Source organism: Vibrio nigripulchritudo, from assembly GCF_027924785.1.
In the GTDB taxonomy this organism is placed as follows: Bacteria; Pseudomonadota; Gammaproteobacteria; order Enterobacterales; family Vibrionaceae; genus Vibrio; species Vibrio nigripulchritudo.
In genome coordinates this window covers 757,716-784,196 of the sequence record NZ_AP027049.1, presented here as the reverse complement: position 1 = coordinate 784,196, position 26,481 = coordinate 757,716, and the positions used below count along the sequence as shown (strand labels likewise).

The window sequence follows — 26,481 nt, the reverse complement described above, 5'->3', positions numbered from 1 at the left end:
AGCGCACACTTTTCCTTGCTTTGAACAAATATCACAGTCCATCCATAAAGATCTTTAGACGTCTAGACGTAAAAATATCTATTGACTTAAAAATCATAAAGCCATAGCATCGACTGAAAATTGAGACAAAGTTCAAAATATTATTCTGTAAGCTCACTTTATTCTGAGCGAGCTCTGCACGGTTGTTTAGATGATTGAAATTAATCAAGTAAATAAGGTCTTCTATCAAGGCGATAAGGAAATCAACGCTTTAATAGATATCAACCTATCTGTTCCCCAAGGCGCCATATTTGGTGTTATTGGCTCATCCGGTGCAGGGAAAAGCACACTGATTCGTTGCGTTAATATGCTTGAAGCACCTACCTCTGGCGAGGTCATTGTTGACGGTGTTGATTTGACTAAGCTGTCAAAGTCAGAGCTCAGCAAAGCGCGCCGCAACATCGGGATGATCTTTCAGCACTTTAACCTGCTATCTTCCCGTACAGTGTTCGAAAATGTCGCACTCCCTCTGGAACTGGCTGGTGCAGACAAAGCTCACATCGAATCAAAAGTCACGGAATTACTTGCGCTGGTAGGCTTGGCAGAAAAACGAGAAACCTACCCAGCCAACCTGAGTGGTGGTCAGAAGCAACGTGTCGCCATTGCCCGAGCCTTGGCGTCCGATCCGAAAGTATTGTTGTGTGACGAAGCAACCAGTGCACTGGATCCAGCAACCACTCAGTCGATTCTTGAACTGCTTAAAGAAATTAACCGCAAGCTGAACATCACAATGCTGCTTATTACTCATGAAATGGATGTAGTGAAAAGCATCTGTCATGAAGTCGCCATCATTGGCGGTGGCAAGCTGGTTGAGAAAGGCACGGTTGGTGAAATTTTTGCCCATCCGAAAACGGAACTGGCGCACGAATTTATTCGCTCTACTTTGGATCTTTCCATTCCTGAAGACTATCAGGCACGTTTGCACCCTACCCGTGTAGAAGGCAGTTACCCGCTTGTGCGTCTAGAGTTCACTGGTGCCAGTGTGGATGCTCCGCTGATGACGCAAATTGCACGTAACTACGGCATTGACGTCAGCATTCTTAGCTCGGATCTGGACTACGCAGGTGGCGTGAAATTCGGAATGATGGTGGCAGAGCTGTTTGGTGATGAAGAAGGCGAGAAAGCCTCCCTGCAATTCATCCGCGATCACAAGGTAAAAGTTGAGGTACTTGGTTATGTCCTTTAAGTCTGTAACGGAGTGGTTAAGCCTCAACGGCGATCTTCTTCTGAGTGCTACTTGGGAAACCGTCTACATGGTTGCGGTAGCTGGCATCGTTGGTTTTGCAGTTGGTATTCCTTTGGGCGTGATTCTTCACACCACTAAGAAAGGCGGCTTACTTGAAAACGTGGCACTGAACAATGTGCTGGGTGCGATTGTCAATATCGGTCGCTCGGTGCCTTTCCTGGTCTTGATGGTTGCCATCATCCCAGTAACCAAGCTTCTGGTCGGAACCTTTATCGGTACAACGGCGGCAATCGTTCCACTGACCATTGGTGCGATTCCATTTGTAGCACGCCTGATTGAAGGCGCTTTGCTTGAAGTGCCAACTGGTCTTGTTGAAGCAGCTCAGTCTATGGGCGCAACACCGACTCAAATTATTACAAAGGTACTGCTTCCTGAAGCACTACCAACCATTGTGAACTCAGTAACCATCACTTTGGTAACACTAGTGAGCTATTCAGCAATGGCTGGCACCGTGGGCGGCGGCGGTCTTGGCGATGTGGCGATTCGTTACGGGTTCCACCGTTACGATGTGGTCATCATGGCAGTGACTGTAGTGATGCTTATCGTGCTGGTACAAATCATTCAGTCAATCGGCGATGCCTTAGTACGTCGTGTTGACCACAGGTAATTTGACTCTCAGGTTACCTGCTAATAAGAACGAATTTTTGGATTTAGAATTAAGGAGAATAAGATGAAATTTAACCTTAAAGGCCTATTGGCTATCGCGGCAGCGACTTCAGCACTTGTACTAACGGGCTGTGGCGAAAAAGAAGCAGACACCAGCAAAATCAAAGTAGGTGTAATGGCGGGCGCTGAAGCACAGGTTGCAGAAGTAGCAGCTAAAGTTGCGAAAGAGAAATACAACCTGGATGTTGAGCTAGTAACGTTCACCGATTACGTAACGCCTAACGCAGCGCTAGACGACAAGTCTATCGACATCAATGCATTCCAGCACAAGCCATACCTTGATCAGCAAGTGACCGATCGTGGCTACAAACTGACTATCGCTGGTAACACCTTTGTTTACCCAATCGCAGGTTACTCTAAGCAGGTAAAATCGGTTGACGAAATTCAGGATGGCGCGCGTATCGCAGTACCAAACGATCCAACAAACCTAGGTCGTTCTCTGCTCCTTCTTGAGCAACAAGGTCTTCTGACTCTGCGTGAAGGTGTTGGTCTACTGGCAACTGTACGTGACATCGTGGCAAACCCGAAAAACATCACCATCGTTGAACTGGATGCTGCACAGCTTCCTCGTTCTCTGGATGACGTTGCACTTTCAATCATCAACACAACTTACGCAAGCAGCATCGACCTGACGCCTGAGAAAGACGGTGTATTCGTAGAAGACAAAGAATCTCCATACGTTAACCTGATTGTTGCTCGTGAAGAAAACCTAGCAGCTGAAAACGTACAGAACTTCGTAAAAGCTTACCAGACTGACGAAGTGTACAACGCAGCGATGGACATCTTTAAAGGTGGTGTTGTGAAAGGCTGGTAATCACTGCCACACAGATTCACATCCCCTAAAGAAAGGCTAACTTCGGTTAGCCTTTCTTGCGTTATGGCACCTTTCAATTTGAGTACCTTGATGTTTGAATGCCTTAAACTTATCTTATCTTATCTCTATCCTCTTGCCTTTCTAAGGTGCTGCCATGTCTGAGATAAAAACCCGTCCAAACCGAAAAAGCGTGACCAAATTTTTGAATGCAGTAAAACACGATAAACGCCGTGAGGACGCATTCGAATTATTGGCAATGTTTGAGAGAGTCACAGAAAGAAAAGCCGTGATGTGGGGAGATTCCATCGTCGGGTTTGGTAGTTACAAGTACACCAATACCAAAGGCACCTACTCGTGGATGATCACTGGCTTCTCACCTCGAAAGAAAAATCTGACGGTTTACATCATGCAGGGATTCAGTGATTATGCCGACGACCTAGCCGCCATCGGCAAGGTCAAAACCGCCAAGTCATGCCTTTACCTGACTAACCTGAGCAAAATCAACATGGAGGCTCTGGAAAGCTTATTGGTAAAAGCCGTCAGAGATATGGAAGAAAAATACGATTGCCGCTGACCTATAGCATCAACGGCATAACAACCTCAGCAGTTTCAACCACTGATTCTTTGTATTCAGGGTACTGCTCAAGAAGCATATTCACGAGGACATCGACCAATAGCAATGCCCCAACTTTAGAGGCAAACGCTCCCCCCGTTAACGGACCTTCTGGTCTGGCAGCAATCAGTGATTCCGTTGATATTGAAGACAGTGCGCTGTGAGTGATATTCGTAATAGAAACAACAGGGACATTGCGCTCATGGGTTTGCCTGACTGCATGAACCACTTCCTTAGTCGACCCGGAACTGGAGACGGCAAACCAAAGGTCGCCTTCAGTACTGCGCACGGCGTTCATAGCCGCAAGATGGGTGTCTTCATACATGTTTACTTTCTTTCCGATCCGCAATAGTCGAAAAGTCAGGTAACGCCCCACAATGCTAGATGCCCCAACTCCTACACAGCTGATGTAGCTGGATTTATGAACCAGTTCACACACCCTTTCAAGTGCTTTGCGGTCTATAATCTGAGCGGTATCCTGCAAACTAGCTACCGCTCTTTGGGCGGACACATGGCAAATGTCCCCTTCCATCTCTACCTGCTTTTCCCGAGGGTTTTGACTCAGATCGACAGCCAGTGCCATACGGAAATCTGAATAGCCCTTATAACCCATATCGCGGCACAACCGGACCACGGTAGCTTCACTGGTCTGAGAGTTACGCGCCAACTCCGTAATTGTCTGGAATTGGACGTCATGAGCATTATCCAACACATAATCCGCTACTAAACGCAGTTTCTTACTTAAGGGCGTAGTGTTCGCTCTGAGTCGAACCAGTAAATTATTGTGTAAGCTCACAACACTCTCTTTTCTTTAGTGAAGATTTGGACAAAGGTATCAGACTCACCATATCAAATACAGGTCTGTTTACCCTAGAGATAACCGTAACGTTCCAAGCACGCCATAACCCGTCCTTTATCTTCCTTCGACAGGGGTAAGAAAGGCTCTCTGCAGTGGCCATAATCGATACCCATTTCACCCATCGCAAATTTGATGCTTTGATATAACCCAACCTCTAGCAGAACTTCAGTTACACGATTAACCTGATGTTGCAGAGCCATCGCTTTATCAACGTCGCCTTGCTTCATGGCTTCGAAGAGTTTCACATACTGCGCAGGCATTAAGTTGTAGGTGGTGCCAATACCACCACTCGCCCCCATTTGCAGGCCGTTAACCAGCATTGAATCTTCACCATGAAATATCAGGCTGTCTTGCTGCAGATGTCGTAACCTCTCAATGAAGAACATGTCCGGTGTTGTGTGCTTGATTCCAATGATGTTGTCCATCATCAGTAGGTTCAGCAAGGTCTCATAGGTAAAGGTAACCCCTGTCGTTCCCGGAATGTTGTAAAGCAGCAGAGGCAGATCGGTGTAATCCAGAATGGACTGGTAATAATACGTCACCTCTTGCTTGGTGAACCCATAGTAAAACGGCGGTATCGCAGAAATAACATCGTAGTTTTCGTCCAATGCAGTATCTATCAATAAACGAACATCGGTTAACGCAATTGCCCCTACATGCGCAACAACCGGTACACGTTTTTTTACTACCTGGCTGACGTATTTCAATACCTTCTGGCGCTCCGAAATGCTCATCATAAAACACTCAGAAGAACTGCCACCCATATAAAAACCGTGAACACCTTGAGAGATGTGATACTCGATCATTGCGTCAAGTTTGCTGTATTCCAACTCTCCATCGGCACTGAATGGCGTCATCAAAGGAACAAATATGCCTTCCATTATTCCCTCCTTACAAACTTGTTCTGACAAAGCCAGCATCACGCAGCTTCGCCAGCACGTCTCGTTTCTGCCCTTCAGATAACGTTCTGATCGGTGTTCTCGGGTTCCCCACATCAATACCGTGTAGCTGCATAGCTACTTTCCCTGCGGCTACTCCACCGTATTCCGCCAGCACACGGATAATGGCAATCACCGAATCCATCAAATTAGCCACTTTCTGGTGATCACCTTGCTGAAATGCACTGATGATCTCCAGATACAAAGGCGCTGCGTAGTTATAAGTACTGCCCACCGCCCCAACGGCACCGACTGCCAACCCTGCTGGCAAAAACTCGTCGACACCAAAAGGCACATCAAATTTGCCGCCTGCAACCCGAACACAACGCTGGTATTCATAAAGATCGGAATGATTGAACTTTGCTCCAGAAAGATTGGGGATTCGCTCGTTGCCCTGTATAAGAAACTGCTCCAGATCGACATCAACACCGGACATGCCGGAGTGGTAGTAATAAAAGCCTTTTGATGGTGCTGCACTCGCCACCTGAGCACAGTAATCGACAAGTTCTTCTACACTGCCGGGCTTAAAGAAGCAGGGACCAATCGCAGAGGTCGCAAGGACATCTAACGTTTCCGCATGACGGGTAAGTTCCAGCGTATCAACAATACTGAGCGCTCCGGTGTGGACAATAATGTCTAATCGGTTACGGCTGGCTTTTACCCATCTTTCGGCAATGCGCTTACGTTCATCAACGGAGCAATGAATCCCCTCGCCTGTCGTACCACATATGTAAATGCCAGAAACACCCTGCAAGATCAGGAGTTCAGCAATTTGGTCAATAACGTCAAAGTTCACCTCGTTATTCTGATCAAAAGGTGTGTGAGGCGCAGCAATCAACCCTGTTAATTTTTTCATTATAAATCGTCCTGTTTATTGCCCGTAGTTGAGGATCAGTTCTGGCAAAAATAGTGTGAATTGAGGAAATACCGCCACCAACATCAATACGATGAATAATGGCACCAACAGGGGGATCACACCTCGGGTTAAGGTGTGGAACGGAATATCTCCCACTCTTGAAACCACGTAGAGAGCCATCCCCATTGGTGGCGTCAGAATACCTATCATCAGGTTCAGAATGGCCATGACACCAAAGTGAACGGGGTCTATTCCTACCGCGCTCGCTACAGGGACCAGAAACGGAACAAGCAATAGCAAAAGTGCCAGTGACTCAATGAAGGTCCCGAGGAAAAGGAGCAGCAAGTTAATCAGCAGTAACAGCACCAGAGGGTTATCACTGATTGTCAGAAAGTACTCAGCAAGCATTTGGGGAAGTTGTTCTCTTGCTACGATCCAACCGAACACCGTTACCCCCATAACCATCAACGCCACCACTGCGGTTGTGTTGACAGTATCTTTAAGCACATCAATAAAACCACGAATTGTGAGCTGCTTGTAAACCACAGTACCCAAAAACAGCGCGTACAAAGAAGAAACGACCGCAGCTTCCGTTGGTGTAAATTTGCCAGAGAAAATCCCACCAATAATGATCACCGGAGTCAGCAGAGACAAAAATGCTTCTTTAAATGAGGTAAGTTGAGCCCTACGTGAGGCTTTAGGAAGCGTCATGTATCCTCGTTTCTTGCAGATGAAATAGCTCATGACCATCAGCGCAATGCAGCAAAGAAGACCGGGAATGGCTCCTGCCAGAAACAAGGCACCAATTGAAGTGTTTGAGACAACGCCGTAAATCACCAACGGAATCGAAGGCGGAACCAAAGGACCAATAATGCATGATGCGGCGGTTAATCCTCCCGCAAAGTCATCGTCATACTTGGCATCGCGCATCGATTTGATTTCCAACTGCCCCAGCCCACCAGCATCGGCAAGCGCAGAACCCGACATCCCGGAAAACAGTAAACTTGCCATAATATTTACGTGCCCGAGGCTGCCAGTTACATGACCCACCATGGCTTTAGCAAAATTGAAAATCCGTTCGGTGATACCCGCGCTGTTCATCAAGTGACCCGTCAGAACAAAAAAAGGCACCGCAAGAAGCGTAAAGTTGTTGATGCCACCAAGCATCTGCTGAGCAGCGAAGTTAATACCCGGGCTACTGGTTAAAACCAGAAAAGCCAGAGCGACAAAAATGAGTGAAAAACCGACAGGCATCCCTACAAATAACAGAGCTAACCAGCCGAAAATTGAACTTGCCATGCTATTTCCTTATCTACCTTCAATACCTGTTTCATGCTGGGCATAACTTGCCTGGCGGTATTCTGCGAAAACCTTCAACATCTTCTGCAGTTGACGAACAACCATAAATACACCTCCAAGAGGCAAGCTGTAATTCATCCATTTGCTTGAAATTTCTAACGTTATCAGTTCAAAGAAAGCGGTACGCTGAACGTGCTGATAACCAAGGTAGATAATGGCAAAGATGGAAACGAGTACCGCTAACTCCAGAGAGAGCACCAGTATTAGCCGGGCTTTCAGGGGTAATTTGTCTGAAAAGAACGTGATATTGACGTGGCTGCTGTTTTTGATTGCAATCGCACACCCTATCAGCGCCATGTACATAAACAGAACTCGCGCCAGTTCTTCGCTCCACAGGGAAGGATCATCTAACAGCCAGCGGGTGCCGATTTGCCAGCTCAGTACAACCAGCAAAACAAGCATCAGCGGCACCGTGATGATTTCCTCTATATTTCTCGTAATTTTACGTAGCATTTAGGGCTCCATGGCTGGCAGGTAACACTTTGCCAGCCGGAATATCTATCTGACCGAGCACTTACATCGCAGCGAGTTGCTTAACGATAGGCTGTCCAATTTTCTCTTCGAATTCAGCGTACAGAGGTTGCATCGCGTCACGGAATGGAGACAGTTCTGGGTACGTGACGTTAACGCCTTTCGATTCAAAGAATGACACCAGTTCCGCTTCTTGTTTTTTCACGGAGGCGGTATGCGCTTTACCCGCTTTTGCGACTGCCTGATTGACCATCTCTTTCTGTTCTGAAGACAGTTTCTTCCAGGTGTTTTCTGAAATGATGACCATCTGGTCGTTCACGATATGGTTGGTTAGCGCAAGATTGCTCTGAACCTCGTAAAACTTCATCGTCTTGATGGTTGGCAATGGGTTTTCCTGCCCGTCTACCGCGTTGGTTTGCAGTGCCAGATAGACTTCAGAAAATGCCATCGGCGTTGGAGATGCGCCTGAAAGTTTGGCGTAATTTAGATTAGGTTTCGCATTTGGAACCCGCAGCTTCAACCCTTTAAAATCACTTATCGACTTGAGCGCACGGTTAGATGTGGTTTGTCGGGTTCCGTTATACCAGGTATCCAGTGCACGCCAGTTAAACTTGGATAACATTTCCTGGCGCACACCCTGACCAAATTCAGAGTCAAACATACGGCGTAAATGTTCGTAGTCTTTGGCGACATACGGAAGTGTTACCGCCTCTGCACGAGGGATCCAAAGCCCCATGCGTCCAAACTCCGCATAAGTGATGTCCAGATCACCCAGTGACAACTGCTGAAGCATGGCGCGGTCATCCCCTAACTGAGCGCTTGGGTACAGGGTGATTTTTAATTCCCCTTTACTCAGCTCCTCAACGGTATCAGCCAGAAGCTTTGCAGAAGTGTATTCAACAGACCCAACCGAAGCCTGCATACCCATTTTCAAAGTAGTGGCAGCTTGAACAGACATGGCACATCCCATTGCCAATACTGCCAACGTCAATTTATTGATGGCTTTCATCGCTATTCCCTTTTGTTTTTGCCGTCAGATTTTCATACTTACGACATTTTGAAAAAAATCTCTTTTTTTATTGAAAAAAATATTCACCAAGAATTATTATGACAATGAAGATTATTTTCAAAGCGGTATTTAACAAAATGTGAGCGCGGGCAAAAAACCATCAAAACTGCCACTTTCTAAACAGACTTGATGATTATCGGAAGTGAACAGGCGGGTTCCGCAGCAACCTTTAATTCGGGGCAATTGTGAAAAACACGAAAAAAATGAATCAAATAAGAGCGTTACTGCAAGGTCAGACGGTGGTATCAATTCAACCAGTCATTGGCAGCCCAATGGAAAAAACCAGCATCATTGTCGCAATGGCAATGGCTGCGCAGCAGGCGGGGGCAAAGGCGCTTAGAATAGAAGGGATAGAGAACGTTGCAGCCGTTTCATCCGCGGTAGACATTCCGATAATAGGCATAGTGAAAAGAGACTTAGCCGACAGCTCCGTACGCATTACGCCATTTGTATCGGACGTTGAATCTCTGGCAAAAGCCGGAGCTGCAATCATTGCTTTTGATTGCACGCCCCGACCCCGCCCCGAAAGTAGAGAGGCGCTTATCGACTCAATTCATAAAGCGGGATGCATCGCCATGGCCGACTGCTCCTGCTTTGATGACGGGCTTTGGGCACACAACCACAAGGTCGACATCATAGGTTCCACTTTGTCAGGTTATACGGAAGGCGAAGTACCCAGTGAGCCAGATTTGCAACTCGTCAGACAGTTTTCCGAGGCTGGATTCTTTACGATGGCAGAAGGTCGTTATCACACCCCTGAACTGGCAGCAAAAGCGATTGAATGTGGTGCGGTCGCCGTAACGGTAGGATCTGCGTTAACTCGTTTAGAGGTGATGACAGACTGGTTTATTTCCGCAACTCAAGCAGCAGGAGTGCAAAGATGAAAATACTGGCTATTGATATTGGAGGAACAAAAATTGCCATCGGACTGGTTGATCTTTCCACTCAAACTCTTACGGAGCGTAAGCAAATCCCAACACCTGATGCTCAATCTGCTGATCAATTTGTCCATCACATCATCCAGCATTGTCAGGAGTGGCTACCGAAAGCAGAAAAAATTGGCATTTCCACCACAGGTTGGGTAAGCCATGCAGGTGTCACATCAACAAACCCTGATACTCTGGCTTTTCCGACCCCATTTCCGTTACGTCAGGCAATGGAAGCATTAACTAACAAGCCCACCTCTATGCTCAACGATGCTCAAGCTGCGGCTTGGTATGAATACCTTCAGCTGGACCAACCGCTTTCTAATATTGCTTACATCACCATTTCAACGGGTGTCGGAGGCGGTCTGATTCTGGATGGAAAGCTTCATAAAGGCGCCACCAATTTTGCCGGGCACATCGGGCATACGGTGGTCAACATTGACGGTCATCCTTGCGGCTGCGGTCAAAATGGCTGTGTGGAAGCGATAGCGTCAGGCAATGCTATTCAGCATCAGGTCAAAGAGAAAATTGGCAATGAAATAAGCAACATCAAACTCTTCGAACTTGCATCTGAAAACCCACAGGCTCAGGAAATCATAAACAACAGCGCAAAAGCCATCGCGACCCTGTGTCAAAACTTAAAAGCCAGTCTGGATCTAGACGCCATCGTCATTGGCGGGGGCATCGGGCTGGCAAATGGCTATCTGGAAACTGTTCGCCATTACATTCAGAAGTCACCTCCTCCATTTCACATTCCTCTTTTTAGTGCTCAAGGCGACTACGACGCCTGCTTACTGGGTGCTGCCTTTCAATTTATCGAGTAAGGAAATCTATGTCTCTACAAGCCATTTCAGCGAAGCGAATCTTTGACGGTGAACAGTTTCACCAACACTCCGCCATTCTTTGGCAAGATAACGAAATCGTAAGTATCGTTGCACAAAATGACATCCCCGACACAGCGACAATTCATGAATATAACCAATGCACTATCACCCCGGGTTTCATTGATATTCAAGTGAATGGCGGAGGCGGTGTCATGTTTAATCAGGACACCGATCTGGAAGGAATTCAGACCATTTGTCGTGCGCACCGAAAACACGGCACGGCGTACCTGCTTCCAACTTTAATTAGTGATACTAAAGAGAAAATAGAGCGTGCCCTAGCCGCGACGCAATCGGCAATAAACGACAGAATCACAGGTGTACTGGGCGTACACTTAGAAGGTCCCTGGCTCAACCCTGATAAAAAAGGGGCACATGATTCAAAACATTTTTACACCCCATCCATCTCCGAGCTCGAAAAATTGCCGTGGCTGACCTCCGGTTCAACGCTGGTTACGCTCGCACCGGAAATGATCCCCGTAGAAGTTCTAGGCTGGTTGTCAGAGAAAAATATCATCGTTTCATGCGGACACAGCAACGCCAGTCAGGCACAGCTCAGTGCCGAAAAAATTCGCCACATAGATGGGTTTACTCATTTATATAACGCCATGTCCCCACTAGAAGGTAGAGAACCGGGAGTCGTAGGCACTGCTCTTCTCAGCGACAATACATGGTGTTCCATCATCACTGACGGCATTCATGTATCGAAAGAAAGCACACTTTTGGCACACCGCAGTAAACCTGCTGGCAAGCTGTTTGTCGTTACGGATGCAATGGCGACCGTTGGCAGCCAAAGCGATACGTTTACCCTGAACAATGAGACCGTACAAGTGGTCAACGGCAAGCTGGTCAATGCTCAGGGTAGCCTTGCTGGCGCACATATTGGCATGGACCAGTCGGTGGCTAAACTCATTGAATGGGGCATTCCGGAAGAGGAAGCCTTAAAAATGGCATCCACCTACCCGGCAAAAGCAATGCATCAGGATAAGCTGGGCTACCTCAAAAGAGGGTTTCTGGCTGCCATGACCATTTTGGATGGGAACCATAACAGCCAGGCAGTGGTTGTAGATGGGCAACTTTATTCCTAATGGTTTCTTTTTCTAGAATCCAATCAGGCGCAAAAATTGTATTTTTCGCGCCTTTTGTATTCGAAATTACGCCATTTCATCACTTAGTGATTACCTTCTAAATAAAAAAACGATATCATCTCTTCCGCGTTCTACATGAACGTGAAACAACATTATTCTCAGGGCGGGGTGCAATTCCCCACCGGCGGTATGCCAGTTTTTTTGGTGAGCCCGCGAGCGCTTAAAACCATAACGTTTTAAGGTCAGCAGATCTGGTGAGAAGCCAGAGCCGACGGTAATAGTCCGGATGGGAGAGGATGATAAAAACACAGCAGAAATTCGCTTTGCGATATGCTGTGGGTTTTACTTTGGTTTGCATTTGGTCACCAGGAAGCTTTTCGCTACCCATGATCCGCAAGCCCCCTTCACGTATGCCCTGATTCTGGTAAATTTTTACGGAGTCACTACCATGAATCAGAACCAAACTTCCTTACTAGAAGAATTTGGCACACCTTTCGAACGTGTTGAAAAAGCACTTCAGGCACTGCAACAAGGTCGCGGCGTTTTGCTGCTGGATGATGAAGATCGAGAGAACGAAGGCGATCTTATCTATTCTGTTGACCACCTTACCAATGAACAAATGGCGCTTATGATTCGCGAATGCAGCGGTATTGTTTGCCTGTGTCTGAGTGATGAGCACGCAAATCAGCTAGAGTTACCACCCATGGTGGAGAATAACGACAGCAAAAACCAAACGGCTTTCACCGTGTCTATTGAAGCCAGAGAAGGTGTGACCACTGGCGTTTCCGCTGCTGACCGAGTTACCACCATTAAAACTGCATCTCGCTTCAATGCCAAAGCCAGCGATCTGGCGCGACCGGGACACGTTTTTCCGCTTCGCGCACGCAAAGGTGGAATCATGACGCGCCGAGGTCATACCGAAGGAACAATAGACCTGATGGAAATGGCGGGGCTATCCCCTTTCGGTATTCTGTGTGAAGTAGCTAACCCAGATGGCAGCATGGCAAAAACGCCTGAAATTGTAGCTTTTGGGAAACTCCACAACATGCCTGTACTAACGATTGAAGATATGGTTCGTTACCGTATCGAGATGGAAGAAAAATCGGCATAGCGGTTGCTCAGCAACGAAAAAGGAGCCTTAGGCTCCTTTTTTATTAGTAAAACGGCTGGTGAACATTCAGCTCTCTTCTGTTTTCTCGCCTTTCAGTTCAGCAAGTTGCTTTTCAAGTTCCAGAATACGCAGCTCAGCTTCCAGCTCCGCCGCTCGCTTTTCAGCGTCAGATCGAGTGTCCTGAGAAACACCATCTGCCATTACCTGATTTCTGTCTGCACTTCGTGAATCGTCCAAATCTTTCATCGAACCACTCACTCCACCTGCCACACCACCAGCAATGGCACCTTTTGCCGCCAGTTCTGGAGAACCTAACAATAAGCCAGCCGTCGCACCGAGCAATGCACCACCTGCGGCACCTCGATTTCGCGCGGCATTTTCATTATCTGAATCAAATTCAGGAGAAGCGCATCCAGCGAGACTGATCAGAGTTAATCCAATTAACGCTGATTTAATCAATGTACGTGATTTTTTCATAAGTTTGCTCGGCAACTGGGTTTGAGATCATCTTGCGCCATCGATAACGAATGATCTAATCGGAGAAACTTATTTTGTTTATAAGCATTAGTTATGAACAAATCGAGATTAAAAATTGAACAAGATCACAAATATTAACCATTTCTAAACATAGTCAAATTCAACAAAGCTCCTTTAATTACAAGAGATAGAAGCCGATACGCGCTCTATCCTTAATTCATTATGTTTCTTTATTGTTAATTTTACTCTTGTCAATTACTGGTCTAGTGGTATTGTTTCCGAACCAGTAGACCAAAAAGCATACAAACAGAATAAGGACATCCTATGCCCAGCACTTTGCCCACTGTTGCCGTCACTCTTGGCGATCCTTCCGGGATCGGCGCAGAGCTTATTGCCAAACTGCTCAGCCAACCTGATGTCACCTCAAAAGCCAACATCGTACTTATTGGCGACAACTGGCTTTGGGAGCAGGGACAGCGCATCGCCAACACCGACATTGATGTAAAAGAAATCGAAAGCCTCAGTGCGGCACGCCAACACACAGGCAGTGGCGATATTTTGTATGTCCCTGTCGATTCCGTGAATTCAGATGAAGTAGAAATGGGTGTAGCCAATGCTGCTGGAGGGCGCTCGGTGCTGACGGTATTGGATTTGTGCCTCGATGCTGTTGTGGCGAATCACATTGATGCCATTTGCTTCGCTCCTTTAAACAAGCAGGCAATGATTCGCTCGGGGATGCCATTTGAAGACGAATTGCATTACTTTGCCGACAAGCTGAATGTTGACTCTTTTTTCTGTGAGTTCAACACATTAGGCACGCTATGGACATCCCGAATCTCTTCGCATATTCCTCTGAAAAATGTGGTCAGCCTTCTCAGTGAAGAACGAATCATCGAAGCCAGCAAACTGATTTATCAGGCGCTCAAATCCGCAGACTTTGACGCTCCTCGCGTTGCGGTTGCGGCGCTCAATCCACATGGTGGAGACGGCGGAGTCTGTGGTCGTGAAGAAATAGAGATCATCGAACCTGCCGTGAAAAAACTGAACGAGATGGGTTACCCCATTTTGGGTCCCTTCCCTGCTGACACCATTTTCCTGAAAGCCCGTGATGGAGAAGTCGATGCGATCGTCACCATGTATCACGATCAAGGTCAAATCGCCATCAAGCTGATGGGTTTCGAAAAAGGCGTTACGGTTCAGGGAGGCTTACCCGTTCCCATTACCACGCCAGCACATGGCACCGCTTACGACATCGCCGGGAAAAATCAGGCCAATGTCAGTGCCACCATTCAAGCATTCAATATTGCCTGCCGCATGGGCACCAACTATCGCAAGCAAGCTCAATAACAGGAGACGTTTCAATGAAGATAACCCAAGTTCAAGCCCGTGTATTTGAGTGGAATGGACACACCGTAGAGCCTCAGAACAACTTTTGTTCCAATGCGATGGATCTGCTTTGGGACAGAGGCGACTCCATGGGCACCTTCCGATTCCACGGCTGGACTGTTGTTGAAGTGTATACCGACGACGGTTTAGTAGGCATTGGCAACGTGGCACTCGCGCCCCGTATTGCTAAGCAGATCATCGATCAATATCTGGCGCCGCTGGTTATTGGTCAGGATCCTTTTGACTACGAATACCTATGGCAACGCATGTACCGCTCTACCCTAGCATGGGGTCGTAAGGGTGTGGGGATGGCGGCGATTTCTGCCATCGACATCGCCCTTTGGGATTTGATGGGCAAAGCGACCAATAAACCTGTGTTCAAACTCCTTGGTGGACGCACGAAAGAAACGATCCCTTGCTACGCTTCTAAGCTTTATCGCACGGATCTGGATGAGATGCAGCGCGAAGCTCAATCCTATCTGGACCAGGGATTTTCAGCGATGAAAATGCGATTTGGTTATGGTCCAAAGGATGGACCGCAGGGGGTCAGAAAGAATCTCGACAGTGTAGCCGCTGTTCGCGAAGTGATCGGTGAAGATATTGACCTGATGCTCGAATGTTACATGGGCTGGAATCTCGAATACACCAAACGAATTCTGCCTAAACTGGAACAGTTTCAGCCTCGCTGGCTTGAAGAGCCTGTTATTGCAGACGACATCGACGGCTACGCAGAACTCAACCAACTGACCAGCATTCCTATTTCCGGAGGTGAGCACGAGTTCACCAGCTATGGTTTCCGTCAACTGCTAGAAAAGCGTGCAGTTTCGGTTATCCAGTACGACACCAACCGCGTCGGCGGCATCACCGCTGCCCACAAAATTAATGCCATTGCTGAATCATTTGGTGTTCCGGTAATTCCGCACGCAGGTCAGATGCACAACTACCATCTGACAATGTCGACGCTTGCCTCTCCTATGTCGGAATACTTCCCTGTGCATGACGTGGAAATCGGAAACGAGCTGTTCTACTACATCTTCGAAGGCGATCCAACTCCGGTTAACGGCACAATCGACCTAGACGAAAACACACCAGGGCTTGGGCTGAGTATCAGCGACAAGCATCTGGATCAGTTCAATGTGATTGAGTGAGGCACGTCATGAGAGTCATACAATTCACTCAGAAAAACACCCTGAAAGCCGCTGTGGTCGAATCTATTGATCAGGTGCGGGTTATTAACACCACCGGTGGCACTTACCAACTGGTGATGGAAGCCATTGAGTCGGGGAAACCTTTAGCGGCAGTGATCGATGCCAGATTGAGTGACGAAACACTGAGTTACCAGTCTCTTGTTGATAGTCAGGCACTGCTGCCGCCCATCACTCATGAAGATCCATCCCGCTGGCTGGTCACCGGAACGGGGCTAACCCATCTGGGCAGTGCGGACGCTCGTGCAGAAATGCACGCCAAACTTTCAGGCGATGAAGAGCTTTCCGATTCAATGAAAATGTTCCAGCTGGGTGTGGAAGGCGGAAAACCCAATGCGGGGGAAACCGGAGCTCAGCCTGAGTGGTTTTATAAAGGAGACGGTCAATGCGTTGTTGCACCGGAAAAGCCAATCACCATGCCAGATTTCGCCAAAGATGGCGGAGAAGAGCCTGAACTGACTGCACTCTATGTGATAGGCAACGATGGTCAGCCTTACCGAATTGGTTTCGCCATAGGTAATGAATTTTCCGACCATGTAACCGAGCACTTTAACTACTTGTGGCTGGCACATTCCAAACTCCGCTCTTGCAGCTACGGACCAGAACTTTTGATTGGTGATCTTCCGAAAAACCTCGAAGGCATCAGTACCATTCATCGCAACGGCGAACGTCTGTGGAGCAAAACCTTTTTAACCGGTGAAGCCAATATGGCGCACACCATCGCCAATCTGGAACACCACCACTTTAAGTACGAGCAGTTCCGTCGACCCGGCGATTTGCACGTCCACTACATGGGCACAGCCACACTCAGCTTTGCCGACAAAGTGCAGACTCAGGTTGGTGATCAGTTTGAAATTTCCATTCCAGCGTTTGGTCGTTCGCTGCGTAACACGTTAGCCAAAGCACCAGAGCAATCCATTACGGTCAAGGCGCTATAGGAGCATTTACCATGACACTCACAGGAAAAATGACCATTGGTAGTAAAAAGATCATGGGTGACCAAAAAGTCGTTCATGCTATCAATCCGCACACCAATGAAGTGCTCGACCCACCCTACGCGGGAGCCAATCAAGAACAATTGGAAGAAGCTTGTGCTCTCGCCCATCAGGCTTTTGCGCGCTATCGGAAAACCTCTTCAAACCAGAGAGCGGACTTTCTTCAGGCTATCGGGGAAGAGATCATGGCGCTCGGTGATGCGCTCGTTGAAAGAGCCATGCAAGAGACCGGGCTGCCTCAAATGCGCATTGAAGGTGAACGAGGGAGAACCGTTGGGCAACTCAACCTGTTTGCTTCCAACTTACGTGACGGGCTGACTGAGCTACCCAAAATTGATACCGCCTTACCAGAACGTACACCGCTACCACGACCGGATTTGCGTTTGTCTTATCTGCCTCTTGGCCCGGTGGCTGTTTTCGGAGCCAGTAACTTCCCATTGGCCTTTTCCGTTGCAGGGGGTGACACCGCTTCTGCCCTCGCAGCAGGCTGCCCGGTGATCGTTAAAGCACATTCTGCCCATCCGGGTACTGCGGAGCTGGTTGCAAGCGCCATCATCACTGCAGCTAAGCGCTGTGATATGCCAGAAGGCGTGTTTTCACTCCTGTTTGGTTCCGGAAGCCTTGTTGGTCAGGGGCTGGTTGCTCATCCCAATATTAAAGCCGTTGGATTTACCGGTTCGAGAGCTGGCGGGCTGGCTCTGATGTCTACCGCTCAAAATCGCCCAGAGCCGATTCCAGTCTATGCCGAAATGAGCAGTATTAACCCTGTGGTGATTATGCCGGGTGCGCTTGGCAGCGACATTGGTACGCTGGCTGCCGGGTTCTGCACCTCTCTTCAAATGGGTGCCGGTCAGTTTTGCACAAACCCCGGTTTGGTATTGGCTGTCGACTCTTCAAAACTGGATGAGTTTGTTAATCAGTGCGCTGAGATCATCAATTCAGCCACCAGCCAGACCATGCTGACACCGGGCATTCACGCTGCCTATCAAAATGGCGTTGGCGCACTGGTGGAAAATCCGGACATTGCCATGGTAAGTGAAGGCGAAATATCTGGGGATCACAACCAATGTACGCCTTATCTGTTCAGCACCAGCGCTGATGTGTTCCTGCAGGAAAAGCAGGCTCGTGAAGAAATTTTCGGCAGCAGTTCTTTAGTCGTACGCTGCAAAGATTCGGCACAGCTACTGGAAGTGATTGATTCGCTCGAAGGACAGCTTACCGGAACCATTCACATAGGCAGTAACGACACCACGCAAGACACTCAGCAAGTTCTGGATCATCTGGAACTGAGAGTGGGTCGGGTTCTGTTTAATGGCTACCCAACTGGTGTTGAAGTATCCCATGCCATGGTGCACGGCGGTCCGTTTCCGGCCACTTCTGATTCCAGAACAACGTCTGTAGGCTCCAATGCGATTGAACGCTTTTTACGCCCAGTCTGTTATCAAAACACACCCGCTTCGCTGCTTCCTCAATCGCTCAGGGACGAGCATTCAGGCATGCAGTTGGTGAACGGGAAGTATCAGCAGAGCTGAAAATCAAGGTGAGGGAATACCATGGCAGCCAATGTATTTGCGTTTGAAAAGCAGCTTAAAAACCAAACCAAGAAAGACATTCTTGCCAGCAAACTGTTGGAGATGATTTTCTCTGGTTTGTTGAGAGACGGAGACACATTACCCAGCGAAAGGGAACTGTGTGCCATGTTTGGCGTAAGCCGGGAAACGGTTCGAGGTGCGATCGGGATGATCGCCGCCTATGGGCTGATCAGCGTGTCGCACGGTGCTAAAAGCCGCGTTAACCGCAATGATGAACTGCTCAAGCGTTGCATTGAACTGCTGCCACAGCTTTCAAACCTCACCATTAACAACTACGACATTGAAGCCGTTTATCAGAGCCGCAAGGTCGTCGAATCTGCCATTGCGCGAGGTGTGGCTATTCACATCGATCAAGCGGGTTTGGACGAACTTAAGTATTTACTGGATCAGCAGGCATCTTTGTTTGATAAACCGGCTCACTTTCAAATTTCCGATCAGCGTTTCCATAAGCTGATTTCAGATTACAGCGACAACGACATTCTGGCAGGTTACGCCGACGAGCTTTACACCTACGGGTTGAATTTCAGACGAAGTGTTCTGGAACAAGAAGGAGCGATAGAAAAAAGCTTCAGAGAACACGGGGAGATATACAGGGCGCTGGAAGAGGGCAATCCGGAGCTGGCAGAAAAAGCCATGATGGATCACCTCAACAGTGTCTACTGCACCACCGCCTCAGCGATGAGGAAAATTCGCTGAGTGATCAGCGTTAATAAGACTACCCCACAAGTGCTCACCAACCAGTCTTTTGATTTGAGATGGTAAGCATGATTTTAAGGACTATAGACGGTCAATGACGACCATTGAAATTAACGGAGAAACGCAGAAATGAACATCAAAACTATGCGGAAAATGTTAATTAGTACAACCGTAGCTTCACTGGCTTTTGCCGCCCCACACACCATTGCGAAAGAACTGATTTTCGCCATTGGCGCTGCACAGGGGTCATTGCAGTACAAAACGGCAGAGAAGTTTGCCAACGAAGCGAATGCGGCTCTTAAATCGGCAGGTTCAGATTATTCCATCAGCCTGTTTGGTGACGGGCAGCTGGGTAAAGACAAAGAACTGATGCAGAAACTCAAGCTAGGCACGGTTCACTTTAGTCAGCCCTCTTCCATCATGGCAAAAGTGACACCGCAATTCGCGCTGTTCGACATGCCCTTCCTTGTTAAAGACCGTGCTCATCTGGCAAAAATTGAATCCGAAGTATTCTGGCCAAGCATTGCACCGACAGCCGATAAAAAAGGCTACAAGGTATTGAGTATGTGGGAGAACGGTTTCCGCCACATCACGAACAATGTCAAACCGATCACGACACCAAAGGACCTAAAAGGCATCAAGCTTCGTACGCCTAACAGCACATGGCGCGTCAGTATGTTCCGTAACTGGGGCGGTAACCCTACCCCAATGTCTTTCTCTGAAGTCTTTGTTGCGCTTCAAACTGGCGTTATTGATGGGCAGGAAAACCCTCTGACCAACATTTATGCCGCTAAATTTAATGAAGTACAGAAATACCTGTCTTTGACCAATCACGTGTATAGCCCGTCGTATCTGGTGGCAGGTAAACGCACCTGGGATAAATTGCCAGCCGATGTTCAGACCATCATCAAGGACTCTGCCAATGCGATCAAACCTTGGATGTACGACTTGTCTGACAGTCAGGAGCAGGAGTTGCTAAACAAACTGAAAGCCGGCGGTATGCAAGTAAACAAAGCCAGCTATCAGGACTTTGTGGACGCCAGTAAACCCATTTATGAGCAGTTCGCCAGCAAAGTGGATGGCGGTAAAGACATGTTAGACAAAGCGTTGTCATTGGCTAACTAGCGTGTAGTGAAGGGAGAGGGCAGAAATGCCCTCACTCAGGAGGAGTATCATGATTACAAAATGGGCAAACTGGCTGGAAAAGCTGTTGGAAGGGATCTCTGTATTCCTGGTGTTGTCGATGACTTTTGTCATTGTATTCGGCGTCATCATGCGCAAAACGGGGTCATCCTTAATTTGGTATGACGAAGTCGCTTCCCTCTTGCTGGTTTGGGTTACCTACTACGGTGCCGCAACGGCAGCAATCAAACGTAGCCACCTCGGTTTCAGTGGTTTGCTTTACAGCCTAAAGGGATCTCTTCAAACCGCCTTATTCTGGCTTTCAGAAGTCATAGTGATCGGCTTTTTTATTCTGGTCGCTTACTACGGCTGGATCGTGCTGGAGTATTTTGAAGGCGAAACGCTAATCAGCCTGCCTTGGGTGCCCGTGCCTTTTGTTCAATCAGTTATTCCTTTTGGTTCCCTACTGTTCATTCTGGCGGAACTTTTATCCATCCCTCAGGCATTGAGTGATATGCGAGAAGGGCGCGATCACGACAGAGCCGAGCTGGAAGAATACGCCGAAGAATGCGGCATCGATACCGACGAACTCTACCCTGTTGGTCAGAAATCAAATTCGAATAAAAGCATGGAGGCAAACTCATGATTTACCTGTTGTTATTTGGTGGTTTGCTCGCGCTGGTGATGATAAACGTCCCTATTGCTGTTTCCATTGGTGTGGTTGCAGTTGGCGGGATGGTTCTGACCTCTGGTAGCGATGCCATGCTCAACGTGCCTCTTACTCTGTACGAAGGGGCAACCAAATTCCCATTACTCGCCATTCCTCTGTTTGTTCTGGCGGGTGAGCTCATGAATACCTCGAGCATTTCCAAGCGCCTGATCGATTTGGTTTCAGCCATGATCGGATTCGTGCGTGGTGGTCTTGCTATGGTCAACATTGGGGTGTCCATGTTCTTTGCTGAGATTTCAGGCTCGGCGGTTGCCGATGTAGCGGCAACAGGCAGCGTACTGATGCCAGCCATGAAAAAACGCGGTTATAAACCGACCTTTGTCGCGGCTATTACGTCTTCCTCAGCTTCCCTTGCGATCATCATTCCACCCTCAATTTCTATGATTTTGTACGGTGCCATTGCTGACACGTCCATCGTAAAACTGTTCCTTGCGGGCGTCGTACCGGGCGTACTGGGCGGTGCGATGATGATGGCGCTTTCTTATTACTTTGCCATCCGCTACAACCTTCCACGTGAAGAAGCGTTTAGCTGGAAGAACCTGAAGCAGAAGTTCAAAGACGCGATTTGGGCACTTTTCTTACCCGTTATCATCTTGGGCGGTATCTTCGGTGGCATTGTGACCGCAACCGAAGGGGCAGGCTTGGCGGTGATTGCAGCTCTTGTGATTGGTTTTGTGATTTATCGAGAACTGACTCTGGCACACCTTTATAAGTGTATGGTGCGTGCCAGCGTTCAGACTGCTGCGGTTATGTTGCTGGTTGCTACCTCTGCGCTACTTGGGCTATTCCTGACCGAAGTCAGACTGCCACAGCAAATGGCGCAAGCCATCCTCAACTTTACTGAGAGTAAAATTGTGGTGCTGATGCTGCTGAATGTGCTGTTTTTTGTATTAGGTATGTTCCTTCATGGCGCTGCCGCCATCATATTAGTGGTACCTATGGTGTTGCCACTGGTACTTCAGTTTGGCATTAACCCAATCCATTTCGGGCTGATAGTGACACTGAACCTTGCCATTGGTCAGCAAACCCCTCCAGTGGCGAGCGTGCTTGCCACTGCCTGTTCCATTGCCAAGGTGGATATTTGGTCAACAACGCGGGCGAACCTGCCATTTATTGGCGTACTGATCGCACTGCTCTTGTTGGTGACTTATGTTCCGTTTATCACGCTGGGGCTAGTGGACTGGGTTTACGGCTAACGTATCCATGATTTAGGGAAGTGGTGGAGCTATCCCTCCACCCTCTGATGTGCAGGCAGCGTTTGTCTGCCCGTCAAACCCACAAGTGCTCGCTTAGGTTAGCTAAGTCCATTGCTTCCATGAGTATTTGTGCTTTCTCCCCACTTCCCATTTTTAAGAATTTTGCCGTACTTGTAACCATTCTGCTCAGTCCGCATAATTGTTAACAGAATTCACTGAAATGGGAGCGCCTATGACTCGCGCTGCTTTTGCCTTTGAGCAAGCCCTCAAAAACAAAACCAAAAAAGACATTCTTGCGGAAAAAATACTGGAGATGATCGTCACTGGGCTACTCAGAGACGGGGATGAACTGCCCAGTGAACGCGAGCTCAGTAGCATGTTTGGCGTCAGCCGGGAAACGGTGCGAGGTGCATTGGGGATTGTTCAGGCATACGGCATGATCCATGTTTCTCACGGGTCAAAGACTCGGGTCAACCGCGACGAAGCGATTCTGAAACGCAACGACTGGCTACCAGAATCCTCCAGCCTCGAAATCAACAATCATTCCATTGATACCGTTTTTGAAAGTCGAAAAATCATTGAGTCGGCCATTGCGCGGCAAGCCGCTTTAAACATTAACGACAAACAGCTGGAAGAACTGGACTCTTTGCTGAAGCAACAAGCAACCATGTTTTCAGATCCGGTGCGTTTTCAGCTCTCTGATCATCAGTTTCATCTCAAAATCGCAGAAATAGCCGCGAACCCGATAATGCTCAACTACTCAGACGAACTGTATGCTTTTGGCTTGAAGTTCCGACGCCAGGTGATGAGCAAGAAAGGCTCCATTGAGCAAAGCTACATGGAGCATCTGGACATTTTTAATGCCTTAAATCAAAGGGACGCAGACGCTGCCGAGCAAGCCATGTTGCGCCACATTGTGAGTGTTCATCAGACCACAGTAGAAGAGATGGGCACAGCGTGAATACGGTCTAACAAAGCCCGAGTTTTTTCTTCCAGTTCAGCAGCCACAGACTCGTCGGGCTGCTCATTCTGCCATGCCAGATCCAGCTCTAACGCCAGTTCCTGAATGTCTTTCGCTCCGATGGCTCCCGCCGTACCTGCAAAGTCATGATACAACCTTTGCTTTTCGCGATAATCCGACTCCGATGTCTGATTCAGTGCTGTGAGAAACTCTTCTGCCATGGCAACAAATGCATCCAGTTTTCCCTCTACTCTGGTCTCAGAGTAAGCACACTGTTCATAAAGGAACGACATATTAATGCCCTCTATCTCAGGCAACGATTTATCCGCTAACCAGCGAATCTGTCCCTTCTTTGGCAGAGCGTGTGGCGAAAGCTCTTGCGTGGCAAGGGGCGTCAGTAGCTTAAGCAGTCGGCTGGCGATGATCGGCTTGGCAATGCAGTCATCAAACACATCCATATGCTGAGAAACAATGCCCGGGCTGGCGCTGGTACAAAAAATTGGAATTTGTTGGAGCTCAGGAGTCTGGCGAATAGTCATGGCGCATTCAATACCGTCGACTTCAGGCATGTGCAAGTCCAGCAGCAACACATCGTAATTGTGTTTTTTCATGGCTTCTAATGCCTGACGCCCGTTTTCCACTATGTCGGTGTCTGCGCCAAACATCGTCAGCATGTCACTGATGAATTCCTGATTGAGTTTGTTGTCATCAGCCACCAGCACTTTTAAACCACTCAGCGCGTAGTCGGCAAAGGAGGACGTTTCCGGCTCAGACACTTCTTTACCGTGTACTTTATTGACCAGATGGAATACATCCCCCACCCGAATCGGTTTACTCAGGTGCTCCACCTGACTCTCAGATCCTTCGATATCATCGATATCACAGAGCATGGCAACCGGAATATGGGAAAAGTCGGTCGCACGTAAAATATCGATAAAGGTTTCACCAGAAATGCCCTTTAACGCATGATCCACCAAAATGAGATCGTAATTACAGGTCATCTCCAATGCCTGAGATGCGGTAACCAAATCGCATTCCATGCCAAGCCAGCGCAGTGTTAGCTTTGCACTTTCTCCAAAGGTCTCATCCTCACAAACCAGCAGAATATGAGCACCGTCCGAGTTATTCGCTGGCTGTGATACCAGAGGAAATGCCAGATCAAAAGAGAAAAGCGAGCCACGCCCCACTTCACTGACGCACTCGATATTGCCCCCCATCAGATGCACAATTTTCTGACTGATGGAAAGCCCTAGCCCGGTCCCTTTATGATGATCTTCGAGCTGCGAATAAGGTTTGAAGAGTTTGTCCTGATATTGTTGGGAAATACCACTTCCTGAATCAGAAATGTTAAATGCCAGTACCACTTCATGCCCAGCCTGTCGGATGACGGATATCGCCAGCCCTACATATCCGGTTTCGGTGTGCTTAATGGCGTTGTTGGTCAGGTTGATGATGACTTGCTCCAAACGCACCCTGTCTCCCCGAATATGAGAAGGCACATCTGGGGCGACCTGAATATACATTTGAACTGGCTTACCTGCGAGTGCAGGTGTGGAAACAGAAGCTACATGGTCTACTACATCAACCAGACTGAAAGTTTCGCTTTTCAGACTCAGCTTTTTCTGTTCCAGCTTAGAAAAATCCAGACTGTCATTAATCAGCTGTACTAAATTTGAGGATGCCTGCTCTATCTTGGTCAGGTAATCCCTGGTACTGAGCTGCCCTTTACCTTGTTTCGCGAGGTAAACAAACCCCAGCACAGCGTTCATAGGAGTTCGTAATTCGTGGCTGATCACCGCTAATGTGTTGGCTTTGTCCTGTGCCATCTGCCGTTCGACAGACATTCGGGTTTCGGCATCCAGCTTTGCCTGCTTAAGCAACTTGATCCGGTTAGCCAGAGCCACAGAAAACAGACACACTTCCACCACACCACCAACGTGAATCAAATGGCTGGTAAACATATTACTGTGAAGAATGCCAATATTCGCAGCGGTATTGCTTATCACCCCAACAAAGAGCAGCGACCAGGCAAACAAATAGAGACCAGAGCCTTCTACTTTGCGATGCATCGAGGCGACCCCAATCACTAACCCTATGATTCCGTAACCATAAGCTATGAAAATACTCATTTTTCCTACAGTGGAATAAGGCACGAGGTAAGTCAGGACAATCAAAGACAATGCGGCGACTTTCATCAGCTCAATGATCGCATTTATCCACGGAAGGTTCTTTCTGGTTTGGAGTAATTCCTGACTAAACAACAAAGTACAGAAGGTCAGCAACCCTGTCGAAATGGGAATGGACTTACTTGCCCAAAGGGGGGAGTTAGGCCAGAGGTAGTGAAATGCCAGACCATCCCAGCAGGCGGCACTGTGCGCGGCACTGATGACAAAGAACAGGTAGTAAGCGTACACCTTGTCTCGCAATCGAAAGAAAACAAAGGCGTTGTAAGCTGCAATCAGCAACAACCCACCATAAAACAAGCCAATAAAGAAATTTTCCTGCCCGAGAGTCTGAGCAAATTCAATGTCGCTATACAACTCTAACGGCAACTTCAGAACACTTTCACTTTGTGCCCGAAGATAAAACACCGTTGGTCTGTCTGGGTTTAACACAACTCGGAACGTGTTGTTTCTATCGTGAAAAGGTCGAACACTAAACGGATATCGATCACCGGATTGCTGATGTTCCAGTCGCGCGTCATCAATCAATTGATAGAAATCGAGATAATCCAGAGGCGTGTACGCCACCGTCAGAATGCAGCAGTCATTCTTAGGTTGGTCGATCACCACTTTTAACCAGTAGGTGGAGTCACTATACCCCATATTGATGTTCTCCAGAGACGGCGCTAAGGCTTGCCACTGCGAATTTTCCGCCTGAAGTACATCTGCAATATTCAATATGCCATTTTGATCTTCCAGCACACTCACTTCGCTGATTGGAATGTTCGTTTTCTTTAGATGTGCGAAACCATCCAAGCTCCAGAATGAGCTAATTAGAAAAACAAATGTAACACAGCAGAACTTTAGCAAAATTGAATAAAAGTGCGACATGGAACTTTACAATTGATAGTTTTTAATTCGAGCGAATTATTATAAACTATTTAAATATTTGATGGGTTGTTTCATTTTTTTAGGAAATACTCCTTATAAATATTTAACAAATAGGAACTAAACTGCATATCA

At 47.8% G+C, this 26,481-nt stretch carries 25 protein-coding genes and 1 riboswitch; of the genes, 17 read left to right on the top strand and 8 right to left on the bottom strand.

Translation table 11 applies throughout. From position 1 onward, the window contains the following. The first annotated feature begins 190 nt into the window (after positions 1-190). From metN to QMG91_RS03755, 4 genes are all read left to right on the top strand, one after another. Entirely contained in the window at positions 191-1,225 is a 1,035-nt protein-coding gene (gene metN / locus QMG91_RS03770) for a methionine ABC transporter ATP-binding protein MetN (protein ID WP_022590183.1), read from the top strand. Next, complete coding sequence (locus QMG91_RS03765) at positions 1,215-1,892, top strand: methionine ABC transporter permease (protein WP_004400809.1); 678 nt, start codon at positions 1,215-1,217, stop codon at positions 1,890-1,892. Before metN ends, QMG91_RS03765 begins: the two co-directional genes overlap by 11 nt. A gap of 63 nt (positions 1,893-1,955) precedes the next feature. Continuing rightward, positions 1,956-2,765 carry a MetQ/NlpA family lipoprotein gene (locus QMG91_RS03760; RefSeq protein ID WP_281828993.1) on the top strand — a complete coding sequence of 270 codons (810 nt, stop codon included), beginning with the start codon at positions 1,956-1,958 and terminating at the stop codon, positions 2,763-2,765. A gap of 154 nt (positions 2,766-2,919) precedes the next feature. After that, positions 2,920-3,339 carry a DUF1801 domain-containing protein gene (locus tag QMG91_RS03755; protein WP_281828991.1) on the top strand — a complete coding sequence of 140 codons (420 nt, stop codon included), beginning with the start codon at positions 2,920-2,922 and terminating at the stop codon, positions 3,337-3,339. Between the two features lies 1 nt (position 3,340). On the opposite strand, the gene QMG91_RS03750 is transcribed toward QMG91_RS03755, so the two are convergent. From QMG91_RS03750 to QMG91_RS03725, 6 genes are all read right to left on the bottom strand, one after another. Then, positions 3,341-4,174 carry a MurR/RpiR family transcriptional regulator gene (locus tag QMG91_RS03750; RefSeq protein ID WP_281828989.1) on the bottom strand — a complete coding sequence of 278 codons (834 nt, stop codon included), beginning with the start codon at positions 4,172-4,174 and terminating at the stop codon, positions 3,341-3,343. 74 nt (positions 4,175-4,248) lie between these two features. Further along, entirely contained in the window at positions 4,249-5,118 is an 870-nt protein-coding gene (locus tag QMG91_RS03745) for an N-acetylneuraminate lyase (protein WP_281828987.1), read from the bottom strand. Between the two features lie 10 nt (positions 5,119-5,128). Further along, complete coding sequence (locus QMG91_RS03740) at positions 5,129-6,031, bottom strand: dihydrodipicolinate synthase family protein (RefSeq protein WP_281828985.1); 903 nt, start codon at positions 6,029-6,031, stop codon at positions 5,129-5,131. Positions 6,032-6,046: 15 nt separating this feature from the next. Further along, complete coding sequence (locus QMG91_RS03735) at positions 6,047-7,330, bottom strand: TRAP transporter large permease (protein ID WP_281828983.1); 1,284 nt, start codon at positions 7,328-7,330, stop codon at positions 6,047-6,049. Between the two features lie 9 nt (positions 7,331-7,339). Further along, a complete protein-coding gene (locus QMG91_RS03730) occupies positions 7,340-7,843 on the bottom strand; it encodes a TRAP transporter small permease (RefSeq protein WP_281828981.1) in 504 nt (167 codons plus the stop codon). Positions 7,844-7,904: 61 nt separating this feature from the next. Further along, entirely contained in the window at positions 7,905-8,870 is a 966-nt protein-coding gene (locus QMG91_RS03725) for a sialic acid TRAP transporter substrate-binding protein SiaP (protein ID WP_200766732.1), read from the bottom strand. A 263-nt stretch (positions 8,871-9,133) separates the two neighbouring features. Here QMG91_RS03725 and QMG91_RS03720 point away from each other — a divergent pair, with 263 nt between their 5' ends. The 4 genes from QMG91_RS03720 (at position 9,134) to ribB (ending at position 12,936) form a co-directional block, all read left to right on the top strand. Further along, a complete protein-coding gene (locus tag QMG91_RS03720) occupies positions 9,134-9,814 on the top strand; it encodes a putative N-acetylmannosamine-6-phosphate 2-epimerase (protein WP_281828978.1) in 681 nt (226 codons plus the stop codon). Then, a complete protein-coding gene (locus QMG91_RS03715) occupies positions 9,811-10,680 on the top strand; it encodes an N-acetylmannosamine kinase (protein ID WP_281828976.1) in 870 nt (289 codons plus the stop codon). The genes QMG91_RS03720 and QMG91_RS03715 overlap by 4 nt, the downstream gene beginning before the upstream one ends. A gap of 8 nt (positions 10,681-10,688) precedes the next feature. Further along, the gene (nagA, locus tag QMG91_RS03710) at positions 10,689-11,825 is read left to right on the top strand and encodes an N-acetylglucosamine-6-phosphate deacetylase (RefSeq protein WP_281828974.1); all 1,137 of its coding nucleotides are present in this window, start codon (positions 10,689-10,691) and stop codon (positions 11,823-11,825) included. 150 nt (positions 11,826-11,975) lie between these two features. Beyond that, a riboswitch (FMN riboswitch) is annotated at positions 11,976-12,127 on the top strand. A gap of 146 nt (positions 12,128-12,273) precedes the next feature. After that, the gene (ribB, locus tag QMG91_RS03705; protein ID WP_022551438.1) at positions 12,274-12,936 is read left to right on the top strand and encodes a 3,4-dihydroxy-2-butanone-4-phosphate synthase; all 663 of its coding nucleotides are present in this window, start codon (positions 12,274-12,276) and stop codon (positions 12,934-12,936) included. Between the two features lie 66 nt (positions 12,937-13,002). On the opposite strand, the gene QMG91_RS03700 is transcribed toward ribB, so the two are convergent. Further along, a complete protein-coding gene (locus tag QMG91_RS03700) occupies positions 13,003-13,413 on the bottom strand; it encodes a hypothetical protein (RefSeq protein ID WP_022601580.1) in 411 nt (136 codons plus the stop codon). A 324-nt stretch (positions 13,414-13,737) separates the two neighbouring features. Between QMG91_RS03700 and QMG91_RS03695 the strand changes: the two genes are divergently transcribed. From QMG91_RS03695 to QMG91_RS03655, 9 genes are all read left to right on the top strand, one after another. Then, on the top strand, positions 13,738-14,760 hold the full coding sequence (locus QMG91_RS03695) for a 4-hydroxythreonine-4-phosphate dehydrogenase PdxA (RefSeq protein ID WP_281828971.1): 1,023 nt from the start codon (positions 13,738-13,740) through the stop codon (positions 14,758-14,760). 14 nt (positions 14,761-14,774) lie between these two features. After that, positions 14,775-15,947 carry an L-rhamnonate dehydratase gene (locus tag QMG91_RS03690; protein WP_281828969.1) on the top strand — a complete coding sequence of 391 codons (1,173 nt, stop codon included), beginning with the start codon at positions 14,775-14,777 and terminating at the stop codon, positions 15,945-15,947. Positions 15,948-15,955: 8 nt separating this feature from the next. Continuing rightward, entirely contained in the window at positions 15,956-16,942 is a 987-nt protein-coding gene (gene araD1, locus QMG91_RS03685) for an AraD1 family protein (RefSeq protein ID WP_281828967.1), read from the top strand. 11 nt (positions 16,943-16,953) lie between these two features. Further along, positions 16,954-18,531 (top strand): aldehyde dehydrogenase (NADP(+)), encoded by a 1,578-nt coding sequence (locus QMG91_RS03680; protein ID WP_281828965.1) that lies wholly within the window; start codon positions 16,954-16,956, stop codon positions 18,529-18,531. 21 nt (positions 18,532-18,552) lie between these two features. Then, on the top strand, positions 18,553-19,287 hold the full coding sequence (locus QMG91_RS03675) for a FadR/GntR family transcriptional regulator (RefSeq protein WP_004400783.1): 735 nt from the start codon (positions 18,553-18,555) through the stop codon (positions 19,285-19,287). 129 nt (positions 19,288-19,416) lie between these two features. Then, complete coding sequence (locus QMG91_RS03670; protein ID WP_004400782.1) at positions 19,417-20,412, top strand: TRAP transporter substrate-binding protein; 996 nt, start codon at positions 19,417-19,419, stop codon at positions 20,410-20,412. A gap of 49 nt (positions 20,413-20,461) precedes the next feature. After that, positions 20,462-21,055 (top strand): TRAP transporter small permease, encoded by a 594-nt coding sequence (locus QMG91_RS03665; protein WP_004400781.1) that lies wholly within the window; start codon positions 20,462-20,464, stop codon positions 21,053-21,055. Next, positions 21,052-22,335, top strand: coding sequence for a TRAP transporter large permease (locus QMG91_RS03660; protein WP_022551445.1), 1,284 nt, complete (start codon positions 21,052-21,054; stop codon positions 22,333-22,335). Before QMG91_RS03665 ends, QMG91_RS03660 begins: the two co-directional genes overlap by 4 nt. A 232-nt stretch (positions 22,336-22,567) precedes the next feature. After that, positions 22,568-23,296, top strand: coding sequence for a FadR/GntR family transcriptional regulator (locus QMG91_RS03655; RefSeq protein ID WP_281828961.1), 729 nt, complete (start codon positions 22,568-22,570; stop codon positions 23,294-23,296). Here QMG91_RS03655 and QMG91_RS03650 read toward each other — a convergent pair. Then, a complete protein-coding gene (locus QMG91_RS03650) occupies positions 23,263-26,274 on the bottom strand; it encodes a 7TM diverse intracellular signaling domain-containing protein (protein ID WP_281828959.1) in 3,012 nt (1,003 codons plus the stop codon). The two genes, QMG91_RS03655 and QMG91_RS03650, sit on opposite strands and share 34 nt — an antisense overlap. Positions 26,275-26,481: the final 207 nt, after the last annotated feature.